The 17,472-nt window shown below is 67.9% G+C and carries 19 protein-coding genes; 5 read left to right on the plus strand and 14 right to left on the minus strand.

Going from position 1 to position 17,472, the window contains the following annotated elements; genetic code table 11:
• Positions 1-7 precede the first annotated feature (7 nt).
• On the plus strand, positions 8-1,063 hold the full coding sequence (locus ON31_RS26175; RefSeq protein ID WP_039817444.1) for a ferredoxin--NADP reductase: 1,056 nt from the start codon (positions 8-10) through the stop codon (positions 1,061-1,063).
• Between the two features lie 152 nt (positions 1,064-1,215).
• Here ON31_RS26175 and ON31_RS26180 read toward each other — a convergent pair whose 3' ends face one another.
• The 4 genes from ON31_RS26180 to ON31_RS26195 all read right to left on the minus strand — a co-directional run bounded on the left by ON31_RS26180 (position 1,216) and on the right by ON31_RS26195 (position 4,160).
• Positions 1,216-1,953 carry a DNA alkylation repair protein gene (locus ON31_RS26180; protein WP_039817445.1) on the minus strand — a complete coding sequence of 246 codons (738 nt, stop codon included), beginning with the start codon at positions 1,951-1,953 and terminating at the stop codon, positions 1,216-1,218.
• 283 nt (positions 1,954-2,236) lie between these two features.
• On the minus strand, positions 2,237-3,085 hold the full coding sequence (locus ON31_RS26185) for a hypothetical protein (protein ID WP_039817446.1): 849 nt from the start codon (positions 3,083-3,085) through the stop codon (positions 2,237-2,239).
• A 101-nt stretch (positions 3,086-3,186) separates the two neighbouring features.
• The gene (locus ON31_RS26190) at positions 3,187-3,807 is read right to left on the minus strand and encodes a TetR/AcrR family transcriptional regulator (RefSeq protein WP_029933061.1); all 621 of its coding nucleotides are present in this window, start codon (positions 3,805-3,807) and stop codon (positions 3,187-3,189) included.
• A gap of 5 nt (positions 3,808-3,812) precedes the next feature.
• Complete coding sequence (locus ON31_RS26195; protein ID WP_029933060.1) at positions 3,813-4,160, minus strand: SPW repeat protein; 348 nt, start codon at positions 4,158-4,160, stop codon at positions 3,813-3,815.
• Positions 4,161-4,319: 159 nt separating this feature from the next.
• Between ON31_RS26195 and ON31_RS26200 the strand changes: the two genes are divergently transcribed.
• The 3 genes from ON31_RS26200 (at position 4,320) to ON31_RS26210 (ending at position 6,635) form a co-directional block, all read left to right on the plus strand.
• On the plus strand, positions 4,320-5,501 hold the full coding sequence (locus ON31_RS26200; RefSeq protein WP_172544774.1) for an NAD(P)/FAD-dependent oxidoreductase: 1,182 nt from the start codon (positions 4,320-4,322) through the stop codon (positions 5,499-5,501).
• A 69-nt stretch (positions 5,502-5,570) separates the two neighbouring features.
• On the plus strand, positions 5,571-6,347 hold the full coding sequence (locus ON31_RS26205) for a glutamate racemase (protein WP_039817448.1): 777 nt from the start codon (positions 5,571-5,573) through the stop codon (positions 6,345-6,347).
• Between the two features lie 66 nt (positions 6,348-6,413).
• Positions 6,414-6,635 carry a hypothetical protein gene (locus ON31_RS26210; protein ID WP_039817449.1) on the plus strand — a complete coding sequence of 74 codons (222 nt, stop codon included), beginning with the start codon at positions 6,414-6,416 and terminating at the stop codon, positions 6,633-6,635.
• Between the two features lie 77 nt (positions 6,636-6,712).
• Here ON31_RS26210 and tuf read toward each other — a convergent pair whose 3' ends face one another.
• The 7 genes from tuf to hppD all read right to left on the minus strand — a co-directional run bounded on the left by tuf (position 6,713) and on the right by hppD (position 13,833).
• Positions 6,713-7,903, minus strand: coding sequence for an elongation factor Tu (tuf, locus tag ON31_RS26215; RefSeq protein WP_029933056.1), 1,191 nt, complete (start codon positions 7,901-7,903; stop codon positions 6,713-6,715).
• Between the two features lie 117 nt (positions 7,904-8,020).
• A complete protein-coding gene (gene fusA / locus ON31_RS26220; protein WP_039817451.1) occupies positions 8,021-10,123 on the minus strand; it encodes an elongation factor G in 2,103 nt (700 codons plus the stop codon).
• A gap of 144 nt (positions 10,124-10,267) precedes the next feature.
• A complete protein-coding gene (gene rpsG / locus ON31_RS26225) occupies positions 10,268-10,738 on the minus strand; it encodes a 30S ribosomal protein S7 (protein ID WP_014353063.1) in 471 nt (156 codons plus the stop codon).
• Position 10,739: 1 nt separating this feature from the next.
• Entirely contained in the window at positions 10,740-11,114 is a 375-nt protein-coding gene (gene rpsL / locus ON31_RS26230) for a 30S ribosomal protein S12 (protein ID WP_011211612.1), read from the minus strand.
• A 289-nt stretch (positions 11,115-11,403) separates the two neighbouring features.
• Entirely contained in the window at positions 11,404-11,997 is a 594-nt protein-coding gene (locus tag ON31_RS26235; protein WP_228809019.1) for a DUF3558 domain-containing protein, read from the minus strand.
• An 11-nt stretch (positions 11,998-12,008) separates the two neighbouring features.
• Positions 12,009-12,539, minus strand: coding sequence for a DUF3558 domain-containing protein (locus ON31_RS26240; protein WP_039817453.1), 531 nt, complete (start codon positions 12,537-12,539; stop codon positions 12,009-12,011).
• Between the two features lie 70 nt (positions 12,540-12,609).
• A complete protein-coding gene (gene hppD / locus ON31_RS26245; protein ID WP_039817454.1) occupies positions 12,610-13,833 on the minus strand; it encodes a 4-hydroxyphenylpyruvate dioxygenase in 1,224 nt (407 codons plus the stop codon).
• A 134-nt stretch (positions 13,834-13,967) separates the two neighbouring features.
• Here hppD and ON31_RS26250 point away from each other — a divergent pair, with 134 nt between their 5' ends.
• Positions 13,968-14,486 (plus strand): Lrp/AsnC family transcriptional regulator, encoded by a 519-nt coding sequence (locus ON31_RS26250; protein WP_029933051.1) that lies wholly within the window; start codon positions 13,968-13,970, stop codon positions 14,484-14,486.
• Between the two features lie 133 nt (positions 14,487-14,619).
• Here the strand turns inward: ON31_RS26250 and ON31_RS26255 are convergent, their stop codons facing one another.
• Genes ON31_RS26255 through ON31_RS26265 form a run of 3 tightly spaced genes read right to left on the minus strand, consistent with a single transcriptional unit; the run spans position 14,620 to position 17,469 of the window.
• The gene (locus ON31_RS26255) at positions 14,620-15,267 is read right to left on the minus strand and encodes a GntR family transcriptional regulator (RefSeq protein ID WP_039817455.1); all 648 of its coding nucleotides are present in this window, start codon (positions 15,265-15,267) and stop codon (positions 14,620-14,622) included.
• A 26-nt stretch (positions 15,268-15,293) separates the two neighbouring features.
• The gene (locus ON31_RS26260) at positions 15,294-16,283 is read right to left on the minus strand and encodes an isopenicillin N synthase family dioxygenase (protein ID WP_039817456.1); all 990 of its coding nucleotides are present in this window, start codon (positions 16,281-16,283) and stop codon (positions 15,294-15,296) included.
• A 19-nt stretch (positions 16,284-16,302) separates the two neighbouring features.
• A complete protein-coding gene (locus tag ON31_RS26265; protein WP_039817458.1) occupies positions 16,303-17,469 on the minus strand; it encodes a periplasmic binding family protein in 1,167 nt (388 codons plus the stop codon).
• Positions 17,470-17,472: the final 3 nt, after the last annotated feature.

Raw genomic sequence — 17,472 nt, forward strand, 5'->3', positions numbered from 1 at the left:
GGACACTATGACCACCGTCGACGTACCGCACAGCTCGCGATCGGCCGTGCTGCGGGTCTCCGCGGTCATCCAGGAGACGGCCGATTCCTGCTCGCTGGTCTTCGACGTTCCCGCCGAACTGCGCGAACGTTTCACCTACCAGCCGGGGCAGTTCCTGACACTGCGCATTCCCAGCGACCTCACCGGGTCGGTGGCGCGCTGCTACTCGCTGGCGAGTTCACCGCACACCGACGACGCACCCAAGGTGACCGTCAAGCGCACCGCGGACGGATACGCTTCGAACTGGGTGTGCGACAACGTGAAAGCGGGCGACACCCTCGAAGTACTGCCGCCCTCAGGCGTTTTCACGCCCAAGAACCTCGACGAGGATCTACTGCTCTTCGCCGCCGGGTCCGGCATCACGCCGGTCATGTCGATCCTGAAATCGGCTCTGGCACGGGGTAATTCGCGCGTCGTGCTGGTGTACGCCAACCGCGACCACGACAATGTGATCTTCGCCGACGAACTGCGCGAACTCGCCGACAAGAACCCGCAGCGGCTGGTGGTCGTGCACTGGCTGGAACAGCTGCAGGGTCTGCCCACCGCCGACGCGCTCGCCACCCTGACCCGGCCCTACACCGAGTTCAGCGCCTTCATGTGCGGTCCCAAGCCGTTCATGGACCGGGTGCACGACGCCCTCGCCCAACTCGGAGTGCCGCGCAACCGCACCCACGCGGAGGTCTTCAACTCGCTGTCGGGCGATCCGTTCGCCGATGTCGCCCGCGCCGAGATCAGTGCGGAGGAGGCCGCCGACGCCGCCAGCGTGGAGGTGGAACTCGACGGCGAGACCCACGAGATGAACTGGCCGCGCAGCCAGACCCTGGTGGACATCATGCTCGCCAAGGGCCTGGACGTGCCCTACTCCTGCCTCGAGGGCGAATGCGGATCGTGCGCCTGCACCGTGCTCGAGGGCACCGTGGAGATGGAGAACGCGGAGATCCTCGATCCCGAGGACATCGCCAACGGCTACATCCTCGGCTGCCAGGCCCGCCCGGTCACCGACCACCTCAAGATCCAGTTCTGATCAGCCCCGGGGTGCGACCCGCCCGCTCGCGGGCGGTGTGCCCTCGACGGCCCGGTCGCGGCATCCGCGCGGGGTCTGGGCACAGCGCGCCCAGCCACACGCGACCATCGGGAGGTTCGGCGGCCGGGGGGTGAGTTCGAGGCGGGCGGCCGTCAGCGCTGTGCTCGGTAGTGCGCGCGCTGTTCGGCGGTGAGGTGTTCGGTGGCGTAACTCAGTGCGGTGCGGCCCATGTCGGCGGCGTGCGCCTCCAGGAAGTCGATGAGGGCGGTCGGGTCCACCCGCTTGCCGACCTCCCGCAGCATCCACCCCGCGGCCTTCTGGATCAGGTCGCGGCGGTCGGACAGCACGCGCTCACACAGCGCCAGCGTCGTGCTCGCATCACCCGCCTTGATGAAGGCGAAGGTGGTCAGCAGCGCGATCCGCCGCTCCCACAGCGAATCCGACGCCGCCAGTTCGTACAGCGGATCGCGGGGCTGCTCCAACAACCACGGGCCGAGGATGTGCTCGGCCGACACGTCGACCAGATCCCAATTGTTGATCCGCCCCCGCCGCATCGCGGCCAGATACAGTTCGACGATCGCGCACTGCTCCTCGGCACTGCCCGTGCGCACCCGCGATGCTGTCGCCATCCGCGCGTTCAGGATCACCAGGGCCGCCAGTCGGTGCTCGTGCACCTCGCTGTCCAGCAGCCGGTCGACCTCCGAAAGTGGCAGTCCCCCGAACTGTTTCGCGACCTTGCGGGTCTGCGGCACCCGCACCCCGATGAAGACGTCACCCTCCCCGTACTCCCCCGGCCCGCACTTGAAGAACCGCCGCAGGTGCGCCGCATCCGCGGGATCGGCCAGCTCGGCCAGCGCTGTCCGCACCGCTTCCGCCGTCAACTCGCCCATATCCGGATGGTACGACCATCGGATCCGGCCCTCGTCGCGCCATGCGGGCACATGGACCAGGCGGCGCGTGTGCTCAGGCGGCATGCACGCAGTATCTGCCCCCGGGATTTCGGCATCGGTGGCGTTGCGGGTGTCGGCACTCTTGCCGGTCGGCGCAAGACGCATCGACCTGCTGCGCCCGACAGCGGCGGCCCCCGGCGACCGAAGCGCGGTGGTGGCGACCTCCCGAACCGGCGTGCACCGTCGTCCCGGCGACGTGCCGTGGGCGGCGGGTCGACCTGCGCTAGTGCCTGCCGGTACCCTCCGACGCGGCCTGTAACAGCGCCTCAGCGAAATTTCGCATCTCCTCCGCCCCTCCGTACCAGGCGGAGACGAGTTCCACGGCGGCCGCGCGGGTGCGGTGGGCGGCGCGAGCCAGTTCGGCGACGGTGATCTCACCGGACTCGGCCTTGGTCGCAGCGGTGTCGAGTTCATGGCTGGCCAGCAGTAGCCGCATGACGTGCTGTGGCTCCACGGTCGCGCCGGAAGCCGCGGCTGCCTGACGTTCTCGCGCACGAGTGGGCCGGTCGGCCGGCGGCGGCGCGGAGTGGGAACCACCGGAGGTGGACGTATCCCAGGCCCCCGGGGCGGCGGCCGTCGGCACCTTGCCGGATGCCGCGCCCCTGCCGGTACCCGCGGTGAACGCCGAGCCCTCGGAACCCGGAGTGCTACCGCTGAACGCCGAATGCCCGGTGGCGGGCGAACCACCGCCGAACGCCGAATCACCGGTGGCAGGTGCGCTGCCGCTGTGCGCCGACTGTGCGGTGTCGGGCGTGCCGTTGCCGAAATCCGTGCGCGCGGATGCGGAGGCGCTGCCGTTGATCGGCGCGAACTCCGAGCGGAAGTCGGCGGGGCGCGAATTCTGCTGGGCGGATTCGGGTTCGGCGGTGCGGTGGCTGCCGGAGTTGCTCCACTGCGCGGGGGCCTCGGGCGGGCTCAGGCGTCCGAGCGCGGCGTGTCCGCCGGTGTCCACGCCGGTCAGCGTCGAATTCGCCGCATACCGTGAGTCCGAGGTATCGGGGTTGGTCAGGCGGTAGTTCTCGGACCGGGAGGTCAGCGTGTGCCCCAGGTCGGAGGTGTAGTCGGCATCCATGGCCGACATTCTTACCGGGCCGTCGTGAACCCCGCGCTCCGGGGCTGATACGAATCCGTTTTGCGAACAACAATTTTGGGGATGGAATGGATATCGCCAGTTCAGCCCAACTGGGTCATGCCCGCCGCCACCACCTGTGCCACATTGAGCACTTCCTCGGCGGTCGGCAGCGTCATACCGTCCAGCGCGTGCAGGCGGTCGGTACTGGCGATGGCGAACATGGCCGACACCCAGGCCGCCGCGCAGGCGCGCAGCGTTCCGGGTTTGACCGGCCCGGGCGCGCTGGCCTGCAATACCCGGGCGGTCACGTCCAACAGCTGATCGCGCATGGAGCGCAACTGCTTACGGACGTCCGGATGGGTATCGGCCTCGCGCCACATGATCACGCGGAGCACAGAGGAGTGGTGGTCGCGCAGGTTCAGCGCGGCATCCAGGTTCACCAGGCTGGTGGCCGGATCGCCGGGGGCGATGACCGCGGCGATGTCCTCGATCGGCCGAGCGGGCACCCGTTCGGTCATCAAGGCGGTGAGTATCGCTTCCTTCGTGGGGAAGTAGTAGAAGACGAGACCCTTGGGTACACCCGCGGCCGCGGCGATGGCGGCGGTGGGGGTCGCGTCGAAGCCCTGTGCCGCGAACAGCTTTTCGGCGGCATCCAGGATGAGCTGACGGGCGTCGCCGTCGACCTTGCGGCTGCGGCGACGCCCCGCTCGCGGTTCAGGCATGTATATCAGTGTGCCGTATGCATGCGTCCCGCGACCTGTGGAAGCGCCGCCAAGGCGACCACGACGGTCAATACGCCCACGATCCACGCTGTCCACGACGCGTTGGTGTAGGAGCTGAAGTTCATCACCCACGGGGAGAGGAACAGCAGCGCGCCCAGCACGGCCATGGCGTAGTCGGCGGTGGCGCCGGCGACCTTGGCGAGCTGCGCCAGGCCGGTGGCGGCGATCAGGACGCCGAGGACGATCAACGTCCACATCGCCCGGTTGCTGGTATCCACCCAGATGGGCGACAGAGCGGCGATGGCGCCGAGGACGACGGCTACCGCGTCCTGTGCACGGCTGTCGGTGAACATGGTGTGCCTCCTTCAAGGCTTCGGTTTATCCTTCTTTCGTTCTATTCCTGATTGACCGCCCGATCAATAAATAGGGGGCTACGATTCGGGAGCGATATGACTGTGGTGCACGGCACAACCGATCCCCCGACGTGACCCGAAAAGGTTAGGGTTGCCTCTATGTCGCACTCGGTGGAACACGTTCTAATCGTTGGCGCGGGGCTGGCCGGGCTCCGGACGGCCGAAGAACTGCGCCGAGCGGGCTTCGCGGGTGCACTCACCCTCGTCGGCGACGAGGATCGCGCACCCTACGACCGGCCGCCACTGTCCAAACAGTTCGTGCGCGGCCAGACCGACGACACCGCGCTGCGGCCCGCCGAGTTCTACGCCGAACAGCGCATCGACCTGCGCCTGGGCACCGCCGTGACCGGAGTGGACACCGCGGCGCGGCAGGTGCGGCTGGCCGACGGCTCGACCCTCGGCTACGACCAGCTCGTCATCGCCACCGGCCTGCGTCCCCGGCGGATTCCGGGACTGCCCGGGGCGACGGGGGTGCACGTACTGCGATCGCACGCCGACGCGGTCCGACTGCGCGCCCACCTCGCCGACGCGCGCCAGGCCGTGGTGGTGGGCGGCGGGTTCATCGGGTGCGAACTGGCCGCCAGCTTCCGCGCCCACGGCGTGCCGGTCACGCTGGTGGAACCGCAGCCCACACCACTGGCCGCCGCACTCGGCACCGAGGTCGGCGCGCTGGTGGCGCGGACGCATCGGGCCGAGGGTGTGGACGTGCGCTGCGGAATCGGAGTCGAGGGTCTGAACGTCGCCGGCGAGACCGTACGCGGCGTACGGCTCAGCGACGGGACCGCCATCGACGCCGATCTGGTGGTCATCGGCGTCGGCTCGATTCCGGCGACCGACTGGCTCGCCGAGTCCGGTATCCCGCTCGCCGAACCCGCCGTGGGTGGCGGCATCGTCTGCGACGAGACCGGCCGGACCGCCGTGGACGGGGTCTGGGCCGTGGGCGACGTGGCCGCCTGGCCGCACCGGAGCGGGCGCAACCGGCGCGTCGAGCACTGGACCAATGCCGGAGAGCAGGCCAAGACACTGGCCTGCGCACTGCTGGGTGCCGAACCGCCCGGTCCACAGGTGCCGTATGTGTGGAGCGATCAGTACGACCTGAAAATTCAGGTGCTCGGTCTACCCGCACTGGCCGACGAGGTCCGGATCGTCGAGGATCAGGGCCGCAAATTCCTCGCGCACTACTTCCGGAACGGCGACCTGGTAGCCGTGGTCGGGGCGGGCATGACCGGCAAGGTCATGAAGATGCGCGCACGGCTCGCCGACACCCAGCCCGTGGGCTGAGTACCGGATTCGTCCTGTTCGCCGGACGCGATTCGCACCGCCCGCACCGCATTCATTACCGTGGCAGGGGTGATCGTCGCGCTCATCGATTCGGGCCTGGGCATGCTGCCCACGGGTGCGTGGTTGCGGAAGCTGCGGCCCGACCTGGATCTGCTGCTGCAGATGGATCCCGACGGTGCCCCGTGGGGTCCGAAACCCGAACAGTGGGTCATCGACCGGGTGCTCGACACCGCGCGTACCTCCTTGCGCGAGGGCGCGGAAGTCATTGTGCTGCCCTGTAATACGGCCAGCGTGACGGCGCTGGAACACGTGCGCGCCGAAGTCGGCCCCGAGGTGCCGGTGATCGGCACCGTCCCGGCCATCAAACCCGCCGCCGCGGTCTGTTCGAAGGTGGCGGTCTGGGCGACCGCCGCCACCACGGCCAGCGCCTACCAGGCCGATCTCATCGCCCGCTTCGGCGGGAACGCCGAGGTAATGGGCGTGGCCTGCCACGGGCTTGCCGACGCCATCGACCGCGGCGACCTGCCCGCCATCGAACGCGCCATCGCGAGCGCCGCCGAACGCACCCCGGCCGGCACCGAGGGCATCGTGCTCGGCTGCACCCACTACCCGCTCGTCCTCGACGCCATCCTCGCCGCCCTCCCCCGCGGTGTGCGCATCTTCGACAGCGCCGAGGCCGTCGCGGGCCAAACCCTGCGCCGCATGGACGCCCTCGGCCGCCCCACCGCGGGCACCGGCGCCGTCCGCGTCCTCACCAGCGGCCGCCCCGGCGAACTCCCGCCCGCCGCAGCGACTTTCGACTCCGGTCGCATCCTCGGCGCGGTCCACGCTCCGCTGCCGAGTTAGCCACCCGAGTCCCTTACTCGGTACCGCACACCGTTTGACCGGCCCGGCAGCGGGCAGATCTGCGGCATGAGCACCGAAGAGGAACGGCGGATTCGGGAGGAATCCGCGCAACAGGACGAGCGGCCGATCATTCCGGAGCCGGAGGTCGAGGACAAACACCGGCAACGGGCCGCCGAGATCGCGGAAGCCTACGAGGACGACCGACCCACCACCGTGCTACCCGGCTCCGACGGCATGGTCTCGGGCACCGTCGTCTCCGACTGGGTGGACGAGGACGACCGCCCCTGAACGCCCGACGACAGGACCGAAAACGCAAACGGCGCCGCCCCTTTCGGAGCGACGCCGTCTACCGGTGATTCAGCGAATCACTTGATGATCTTGGTGACGCGACCGGCACCGACGGTGCGGCCACCCTCACGGATCGCGAAGCGCAGGCCCTCTTCCATGGCGATCGGCTGGATGAGCTTGACGCTCATCTCGGTGTTGTCGCCCGGCATGACCATCTCGGTGCCCTCGGGGAGGGTCACGACGCCGGTCACGTCGGTGGTGCGGAAGTAGAACTGCGGGCGGTAGTTGTTGAAGAACGGGGTGTGGCGGCCGCCCTCGTCCTTCGACAGGATGTACGCCTGGCCCTCGAACTCGGTGTGCGGGGTGGTGGTGCCCGGCTTGATGACGACCTGGCCGCGCTCCACGTCCTCGCGCTTGATACCGCGGACCAGCAGACCGACGTTGTCGCCCGCCTGGCCCTGGTCGAGCAGCTTGCGGAACATCTCGATGCCCGTGATGGTGGTCTTGGTCGACTTCTCGCGGATGCCGACGATCTCGACTTCCTCGTTCACGTTGATGATGCCGCGCTCGACGCGACCGGTCACCACGGTGCCACGACCGGTGATGGTGAAGACGTCCTCGATCGGCATGAGGAACGGCTTGTCGGTCTCACGGACCGGGTCCGGGATCGACTCGTCGACAGCGTTCATCAGGTCCATGACGGACTGCGCCCACTTCTCGTCGCCCTCGAGCGCCTTCAGGCCCGAGACGCGGACGACCGGGGCGTCCTCGTCGAACTCCTGCGAGGCCAGCAGCTCGCGGACCTCCATCTCGACGAGCTCGAGGATTTCCTCGTCGTCGACCATGTCGGCCTTGTTCAGCGCGACCAGGATGTAGGGCACGCCGACCTGACGGGCGAGCAGCACGTGCTCACGGGTCTGCGGCATCGGGCCGTCGGTGGCCGCCACGACCAGGATCGCGCCGTCCATCTGGGCGGCACCGGTGATCATGTTCTTGATGTAGTCGGCGTGACCGGGGGCGTCCACGTGGGCGTAGTGCCGCTTCTCGGTCTGGTACTCGACGTGGGAGATGTTGATCGTGATACCACGAGCCTTCTCCTCCGGAGCCTTGTCGATCTGGTCGAACGCGAAGCTCTGGTTCAGGTCCGGGTACTTGTCGTGCAGCACCTTGGTGATGGCCGCCGTCAGCGTGGTCTTGCCGTGGTCGACGTGACCGATGGTGCCGATGTTGACGTGGGGCTTCGTCCGCTCGAACTTCGCCTTCGCCACTGTTGTCCTCCTGGACTAGTAGTGCGTTGCTTTGCAGCAGTGCGTTGTTTTTCTTACAGGGGGTCGTTCAGCCGACCGACTCGGGGCGGATACTCGCGAATCCGCCCCAGCAGCGAACTACTCGCCGGTCGCCTTGGCGATGATCTCCTTCGACACGTTGGCCGGAACCTCCGCGTACGAATCGAACACCATGGAGAAGTTGGCCCGGCCCTGGGTCTTCGACCGCAGGTCACCGATGTAGCCGAACATCTCCGAGAGCGGAACCAGCGCCTTGACGACACGGGCACCACTGCGTTCCTCCATGGCCTGGATCTGGCCACGGCGGGAGTTCAGGTCGCCGATCACTTCGCCCATGTAGTCCTCGGGCGTGGTGACCTCGACAGCCATCATGGGCTCGAGGATCACCGGACCGGCCTTGCGGGCCGCTTCCTTGAGGGCCTGCGCACCCGCGATCTTGAATGCCATTTCCGACGAGTCGACCTCGTGGTAAGCGCCGTCCAGCAGCAGGGCCTTGACGTTGACCAGCGGGAAGCCGGCGAGCACACCGTACTGCATGGCGTCCTGGATACCGGCGTCGACCGACGGGATGTACTCGCGCGGAACGCGGCCACCGGTGACCTTGTTCTCGAACTCGTAGGTCGCGCCGTCCTCACCCGTGAAGGGCTCCAGGCCGATGATGACCCGGGCGAACTGACCCGAACCACCGGTCTGCTTCTTGTGGGTGTACTCGTGCTTCTCGACCGGCTTGGTGATGGTCTCGCGGTAGGCCACCTGCGGCTTGCCGATATTCGCCTCGACCTTGAATTCGCGCTTCATGCGGTCGACGTAGATATCGAGCTGGAGCTCGCCCATGCCGCCGATGACGGTCTGGCCGGTCTCCTGATCCAGCTTCACGTTGAAGGTGGGGTCCTCCTCCGCGAACTTCTGGATGGCGGTGCCCAGCTTCTCCTGGTCGGCCTTGGTCTTCGGCTCGATGGCCACCTCGATGACCGGATCCGGGAAGGTCATGGACTCCAGCACGATCTGGTTCTGCGGATCGCACAGGGTGTCGCCGGTCGTGGTGTCCTTCAGGCCGATGACCGCGTAGATGTGGCCGGCCTGGGCCTCGGTGACCGGGTTCTCCTTGTTGGAGTGCATCTGGAACAGCTTGCCCAGACGCTCCTTCTTGCCCTTGGTCGAGTTGATGACCTGGGCGCCGGAGTCGACCTTGCCCGAGTACACCCGGACGTAGGTCAGCTTGCCGAAGAACGGGTGGGTGGCGACCTTGAACGCCAGCGCGGCGAACGGCTCGGTGACGCTCGCGTCGCGGTGCAGGATCTCCTCTTCCTTGCCCGGGACGTGGCCGTCGGTGCCGCCGTCGTCCAGCGGGTTCGGCAGGTAGTCGATCACGGCGTCGAGCATGGGCTGCACGCCCTTGTTCTTGAACGCCGAACCGCACAGCACCGGGTAGAGCTCGGAGTTGACGGTCATCTTGCGAATCGCGCCCTTGATCTCCTCGATGCTGAGCTCCTCGCCGCCGAAGAACTTCTCCAGCAGCGCCTCATCGGACTCGGCGACCGTCTCCAGCAGCTCCTGGCGGTACTGCTCGGCCTTCTCTGCCAGGTCGGCCGGGATCTCGACGACCTCGTACTGCTCGCCGAGCTTGGTCTCGCCCTTCCAGACCTTGGCGTTCATCTCGACCAGGTCGACGACGCCCTCGAAGGTGTCCTCGGCGCCGATCGGCAGCTGCAGGACCAGCGGCTTGGCGCCCAGGCGGTCCTTGATGGTCTGGACGGTGAAGTAGAAGTCCGCGCCCAGCTTGTCCATCTTGTTCACGAAGCAGATGCGCGGCACGTCGTACTTGTCCGCCTGCCGCCACACCTGCTCGGACTGGGGCTCGACACCCTCCTTGCCGTCGAAGACGGCGACGGCACCGTCGAGCACGCGCAGCGAGCGCTCCACCTCGACGGTGAAGTCGACGTGACCCGGGGTGTCGATGATGTTGATCTGGTTGTCTTTCCAGAAACAGGTCGTCGCGGCCGACGTGATGGTGATGCCGCGTTCCTGCTCCTGCGCCATCCAGTCCATGGTGGCGGCGCCGTCGTGCACCTCACCGATCTTGTAGGTGATACCGGTGTAGAAGAGGATGCGTTCGGTGGTCGTCGTCTTACCGGCATCGATGTGGGCCATGATGCCGATGTTGCGGACCTTGTTCAGGTCGGTGAGCACGTCCTGTGCCACGGAAATCTTCCCCGCTCTTAGCTAGTGGGATCTTCGGGTACGACCCTGGCTTTGCTCCGGGTCATCTCTGTCTCAACGTCCGGCGCGACCATGAGGTGCCGCGCCGGACCGTGACTCGACGCCCGGGCATCGCCGGGCACCGAATCACCAGCGGTAGTGCGCGAAGGCCCGGTTGGACTCGGCCATCTTGTGGGTGTCCTCGCGACGCTTCACCGAAGCGCCCAGGCCGTTGCTGGCGTCGAGGAGCTCGTTCGCCAGACGCTCGACCATGGTCTTCTCGCGACGGGCGCGCGAGAAGTTGACCAGCCAGCGCAGCGCCAGGGTGTTGGCGCGGCCCGGACGGACCTCGACCGGCACCTGGTAGGTGGCGCCACCGACGCGGCGGGGCTTGACCTCGAGCGACGGCTTGACGTTGTCCAGCGCGCGCTTGAGGGTCACGACCGGATCGGTGCCGGTCTTCTCGCGAGCCTGCTCGAGGGCACCGTAGACGATGCGCTCGGCGGTCGACTTCTTGCCGTCCAGGAGGATCTTGTTGACCAGCTGGGTCACCAGCGGGGAGCCGTAGACCGGGTCGTTGATCAGCGGACGCTTGGGAGCGGGGCCCTTGCGCGGCATATCAGCTCTTCTCCTTCTTGGCGCCGTAGCGGCTGCGGGCCTGCTTGCGGTTCTTCACACCCTGGGTGTCGAGGGAACCGCGGATGATCTTGTAGCGCACACCCGGGAGGTCCTTCACACGACCGCCGCGAACGAGCACCATCGAGTGCTCCTGCAGGTTGTGACCCTCACCGGGGATGTAAGCCGTGACCTCGACCTGGCTGGTCAGGCGAACACGGGCGACCTTGCGGAGCGCCGAGTTCGGCTTCTTCGGGGTCGTGGTGTACACGCGGGTGCACACGCCACGACGCTGCGGGCTCCCCTTGAGGGCCGCAGTCTTGGTCTTGGCGACCTTGTCGCGGCGACCCTTGCGGACCAGCTGGTTGATGGTTGGCATAGACCGGCTTTCCTTATTAGTAACCAGGTGTCTGGAACTTCATGTCTGTGTCATTCGAGCTTTCCGCCCAGTTCCCGCGACATTTCGTTGTCACGAGGTCGGGCGTGTCGTGCGCAGCTTACACGCCCTGTTCAGGGCACGCTGAAACGGTCAGCCGCTCTCGCTGGCCTACGTACTGCGCACGAACCTGCCCGCATGCTTCCGGGCACAGCGATCCACGATACCCGTCGGCGTTTCCGGGGGCAAAAACGGGGTCCCGGAGTGGTATGGAAGCGGGCAGGTAGATCGACTAGCGGGCCAGGTTCAAGGTGAGCTCCACCAGCTTGCGCGCGGCCTCGCAGGGATCCGGATGTGACCCTCCCGCACGGTAGTTCACCCACCAGCCCACGATTCCGGCATCGGCGGCCGGGGCGAAGACACCGCACGAATCGGGGTCGTTCGGCCGCCGGGTCTCCAGCGAGCGACGCCCCTGCACGGTGATGTCGTTGGTCACATAGCCGAGGCGATCGTTGTTCTTCTTCTCGTTGGCCAGCGACCCGAGTTCGTACCAGCTGAGCGTCACCATGCCGCTGCCCGAGGAGCCGCCGTCCAGATCCCACATGCAGACCGCGCCGTTGAAGGACGGGTTCACATAGGTGCCCTCGCCGACGGTCTTGCCGATGTCCTCCAGCGAGACCACCTCGCATTCGCGCAGCAGCTTGTCGAAGTTGGTGTTGATGCGCCCGCCGCCGTCATCGGTGGTGCCGCCCGCCGGAAGGGCGGTGCCCTCGATGGTCCGGCCGCAGCCGGCGAGGGTCGCGGTGAGCGCCAGGGCGGCCAGCGCCGCACCGGTGAGCCGGATGCCGCGCCGCCCGCGCGGGAGCGCCGTGCCGCCGTCCGTCATGCCGTTGCCCCTCATCCGAGTCGCTGCACGGTCAGTTCGGCCAGTCGGCGGCTGCGATCGCACGGATTGCCGAGCCCCTCGCCGCCGAACAGGCCGTAGGAGATGGACCATTCGAAGAAGTCGTCGTCCAGCTGCACCGCCAGGTCGCACACCCGGTTGCTGGGGTCCAGGGCCTGGAAGCCGGTCTTGCCGCCGACCTCGATGGTCTCCGGATCGCGACCGACGCTGGCCACCCACGCCTTCTCGCGGTCGATGGGACTGCCGCGATAGGAGGCGAAGGTGACGCTCGCGCCGCCGACCCCGCCGCCCTGCCAGTTGCAGCCGACGGAGTTCTTGAACACCCGGGTCACCGCGCCGAGGGCGCCGATATCGCGCACCTCGTCGTCGGTGACATGGCCGCATTCGCCCACGAACGGGCCCAGTGTGGCCACCCTGGGCGGTGGGCGCAGCCCGGTCGGTGCATCGGATTCCTGCTTCCCCCCGCACGCCGACAGCAGCAGAGCGAAGGTCATCCCCGTGACAATCGCCGACGTCATCCGCATGGCACGAACTCTACCGACATCGCGGGATTCGGCTCGTCCGAGCGGTTCGCCACGGCGTTGCCGCATCCGTTCAGAGGTTGCCGCGGGCCTCCTGTTCGCGCTCGATGGCCTGGAAGAGGGCCTTGAAGTTGCCCTTGCCGAAGCCGAGGGAGCCGTGGCGTTCGATGAGTTCGAAGAAGACGGTGGGGCGGTCGGTGACGGGTTTGCAGAAGATCTGGAGCAGGTAGCCGTCCTCGTCGCGGTCGACCAGGATGCCGCGACGCTGGAGTTCCTCCACGGGGACGCGGACGTGACCGATGCGGGCGCGCAGTTCCGGGTCCTCGTAGTAGGTGTCGGGCGTGGCGAGGAATTCGATGCCCTCGCGGCGCAGGCAGTCCACGGCGGTGAGGATGTCATTGGTGGCCAGGGCGATGTGCTGGACGCCCGGGCCCTGGTAGAACTCCAGGTATTCGTCGATCTGGGAGCGCTTGGGGCCGTCGGCGGGTTCGTTGAGGGGGAACTTGACGCGGTGGTTGCCGTTGGCGACGACCTTGGACATGAGCGCCGAGTAGTCGGTGGCGATATCGTCGCCCACGAATTCGGCCATGTTCTCGAAACCCATGACGCGGCGGTAGAACTCGACCCACTCGTCCATGCGTCCGAGCTCCACGTTGCCGACCACGTGGTCGATGGCCTGGAAGAGGCGGCGCGGCGCGCCGGGGCGCGGTTCGTAACCGGAGGTGCGCGCGATATAGCCGGGCAGATAGGGGCCGGTGTAGCGGGAACGGTCGATCAGGGTGTGCCGGGTCTCGCCGTAGGTGGCGATGGCAGCGGCGCGCACCGTGCCGAATTCGTCTGTCTCGTCGTGCGGTTCGACCAGCACGGTCGCGCCCTGGGCGCGGGCGTGGGCGATGCAGCGGTCCACGTCCGGGACCTCGAGCGCGATGTCGACGATTCCGTCCCCGTGCCGATCATGGTGTGCCACCAGGGAACTCGCCGGATCCACCGCCCCCTTGACGACGAATCGGACGCCACCGCTGCGCAGTACGTACGCCTTGTGGTCGCGGTTGCCGGTCTCGGGACCCGAGTACGCCTCCAACCGCAGCCCGAAGGCGGATTCCAGATAGTGCGCGGCCTGGGTGGCGTTGCCCACCACCCACACGAGCGCGTCCCAGCCCAGCACCGGGAACGGGTCGGCGGCCGCGTCGTGGTCCACCAGACCGACGAGGCGACGCAATTCGTCCTCGGGCGGTGAGTCGGTGGCCGTGGGCCGATTCGGCGGTTGAACAGGTGCGGCGGTTGCCTCGATGCTCATGAATCCAGGAAAGGCCGACGGCCGCTGATGGGCAATATCGCCGATTTTCAGTAGACACCCTGGTGAATTGCGTCACCATCTTGCCGTTGGTGCTGGACAATTTGAATAGAACACCCTGCGAACGGAGATCCGCCATGGCACGCACTCCCGCCAAGCTGGACGAGCTGGACCTGGCCATCCTCACCGCCATGCACGAGCATCAGAAGGCGGGCATCCTCGAGTTGTCCCGCCGTACTCGAGTGGCCCGCGCGACCGTGCAGTCACGCATCGCCCGGATGGAGGAGGCCGGGGTCATCGCCTCCTACGACCCCCAGATCGATGTCAGCGCAGCCGGTTTCGATGTGGAAGCCTTCGTCACCCTGGAGATCGCGCAGGGTGCGCTGGAGGCGGTGGCCGCCGATCTGGCCGCCATTCCCGGCGTGCTGGAGGCGTACGCCACCACCGGTTCCAGCGATGTGCTGTGCCGTATCGGCGCGGACTCCCACGCCGGTCTGCAAACGGTGCTGCTGAGTATCGACCGCACCACCTCGGTGGTGCGGTCGCACAGCGTGATCGTGCTGTCCACGGTGGTGCCGCGCCGCACCCTGCCGCTGCTGCGCACCCTCACCCCCACCGCCACCAGCAAGGCCCCCGCCTACCGCAACGCGCACTGAGCGGCTGCGCGTCGAGCGCGGCCACCTGATCCATGCCTCGCCTCCGGCAGCACAGCGACTCCGGCTCCCCGGTCGTGGACACTGATCACGCACCGTCTCCGCGTGGGCGGCGCGGCATTGCCGGGGCGGCTGGTCAGCGGCGGTGCAGGCGGGTGATGAGGCCGCGCACATGGGCCTCGGCGGCGGTGCGGGCCTGCGCGGTGTCGCCGGATTCGAGGGCCTCGAGGATGCGGCGGTGCTCGCGCAGGGCGGTACTGCGGTTGCGGTCGTGGCTCCACAGGTCGCCGCGGTAGAGGTGGGCCTGGGATTCGAGGCGGGCGAGTTCCTCGGCGAGGGTGGGGTTTCCGGCGCGGTCCCGGATGAAGGTGTGGAATTCCAGGTCCAGGGCGGTGTCGCGGGCCGGGTCGGCGTCACCGCGCAGGTTGTCCGCCTGGGCGTCGAGCATGCCGGTGAGTTTCACCAGGTCGGCTTCGGTCAGGCGGGAGGCGGCCTCGGCGGCGGCGAGACCGTCGAGCACCGCGCGCACGGCCAGCACATCGCGAATCCGAGCGTCGTCCACCACGGCCACCCGCGCCCCCGCGTGCGGGACGTTCACGGCCAGACCCTCGTAGATGAGCTGCTGCACGGCCTCGCGGACCGGGCTGCGGCTGACTCCGAGGCGACCGGACAGGGCGAGCACGCTCAGCGGCGCGCCCGGTTCCAGTTCACCGGAGAGCACCAGCTGCCGCAGTTGCCGGTGTACCGAGGGGCCGAGCAGGGCGGCGCTGGTGTCGTCGGCCATGGGTGTCCTTTCTCGCTGGCTCGAAACTACATCCGCGGCCGGTAGTTGGCCCGCACCCGCTCGGCGAGGAAGTCGGCGGCGGTGACGGGCGGGTAGACGCCGCGCGGACCCTGGATGACAGCGTCGCGGTCGGCCTGCGCGAAATAGGCGATGCTGTAGCGCTCACCCTGGTACTCGTCGCGGCCCGGACTGCGCACCCGATGGAAGTTGGAGGGCAACAGATCATCGCTCCAGCGGGTGAGCATATCGCCGATATTGCAGGTGATCAGCGAGGACGAGGGCGTGATGGAGGTCCATGCCTGTTCGCCCATCTCCTTGCCGGGGCAGACCTGGAGCCCGCCCTGCCCGTCGCGCTGGAACAGCAGGGTCAGGCAGTCGAAGTCGGTGTGCGCGCCCGCCCGCCAGCGACCGGGCACATCGCGCAGTTCCTCGGAGACGGCGAAGTAGTGCAGCAGCCGCAGGGTGCTCTGGTACTGCTCCGATTCCGGATCGTGCGCTGCGGTGAAGTGGTCGCGCGGCAGCCCGAGTCGATCGGCGAAACAGGACAGCACCCGCATGGCCACGCTCCAGCACCGATGCTCGAAATCCAGGATGGCGGAGACGAATCCGGGCAGTTCGGCCTCGCTCGGCCACAAGCTCGCCATATGCGGTCGAGTGATCTGATAGGACTCCTTCTGGTCGGGCACGCCGATGGAGGGCCGCACCTGGCTCAGGCTCTCCCAGCCCGCATTGTCGGCCTTGACCAGCGGGTACCGCGCCTTCACCGATTCCGGCAGCGCGAAGAAGGCCGCGGCGCGAGCGAAGGCGTCGTCCAGCTGCCACTGCGGGATACCGTGCCCGGAGAGCTGGAAGAAGCCGATCTCGGTGGCGGCGGTCCACAGCTGTTCGGTGATCTCGGCGCGACGGTTCTCGAAGTCGGTGAGGTCGATGACGCGGATCTCGCGGGCGGTCTCCGCGCCCAGTCCGCCCATGCGCTTCTCGCGGTCGACTTCGGACAGGTCGTATCCGGTTGTCATGGTTGCCCTTTCGATCAGCTCAGTCGGTGGCCGCGATGCCGCGGTCCAGGAATTCGGTGGTGATCAGGTCGGCGGCGGTCAGGGTGGTGGGCACGTTCGCGCCGCCGCGGCGCAGGATGGGGGCGAATTCGTCGATGACCCGCTGCACCCGCGCGGGATCGAAACTGCCGACGACGCCGTCGGTGTCATTGCCGATCAGTCCGTTGTCGATGAGCGCCCGGGAACCGAAGGCGGCGAGTTCGGCGCTGTAGGGACCGAAATTGGCGCTCTTGTCGACCACATCGACGACCACCTCGTTCACGTGGCTGGGATCGGCGCGGAAATCGGCTGTGGCCCTTTGGATCATGGGAACCAGGCGGCGCAGGCAGGGGCGCAGTTCGTCGAGTTTGTCGGCGCGCACGTTCACGGTGCGGGCGTAGCCCTCGTAGCCGACGTCGCGCAACAGCTGGTAGGCCACCGGCTTGTTCCAGGCCCGCACCTCGTGCTCGTAGACGTAGGGTTCGGAATTGGCGAAGCCCTGCTGGGCGAAGGACGGATCGGCGACGAAGCGCGACGGCGAATTGTCGTAGGAGGCGTCGATCTGCTCGGCCCGCACCAGCCCGCGCGCCACCAGCCAGTCCGGGTACAGCTGTCCCTGCGAAACCACGATGGGCGCACCGGATGCGCCGATATCGGCGATGCCCCGCCAGTCCGGGTGCGTCGCCGGATCCCACATGAGCAGCTGCGGGCTGTAGCGCAGCAGGGTGGCGACACCGATCAGCGGCTGCTGTCCGGCCGCGGCGATGGCGTGTTCGGAGTGCGCCAGGCCCAGGGTGATGGAGTCGTCGACGTACATCTGGGAGGGCACGGTCTGGAAGCCGATGGCCGGGCCGCCCGCGCGGATCTCCAGGTCCACGCCGGTGTCCTTGCCGTACACCACCAGCGGGCCGGTGACCCTGTTGTTGTCGGAGTCCACGCGGTAGCCGGGTCCGAGCAGGCCGAAGATGGGGCCGGAATCGGTTTCGGGTTCCCACTGGAGTTGGACGACGACGGTGTCGGGGCAGGTTCCGGCCAACCGCTGTTCGGCTGGGGCCGAGGGCAATTCGACGGCGGTAGTGTCGATTTCGGTGCCGGAGCAGGCGGCGAGGGTCACAACCGCGAGGGCGGTCAGCGCGGCCACGCGGGCACGGCGAAGACAGGTGTGCATGGG

It is taken from the genome of Nocardia otitidiscaviarum NBRC 14405 (assembly GCF_000308635.1).
Taxonomy (GTDB): domain Bacteria; phylum Actinomycetota; class Actinomycetes; order Mycobacteriales; family Mycobacteriaceae; genus Nocardia; species Nocardia otitidiscaviarum.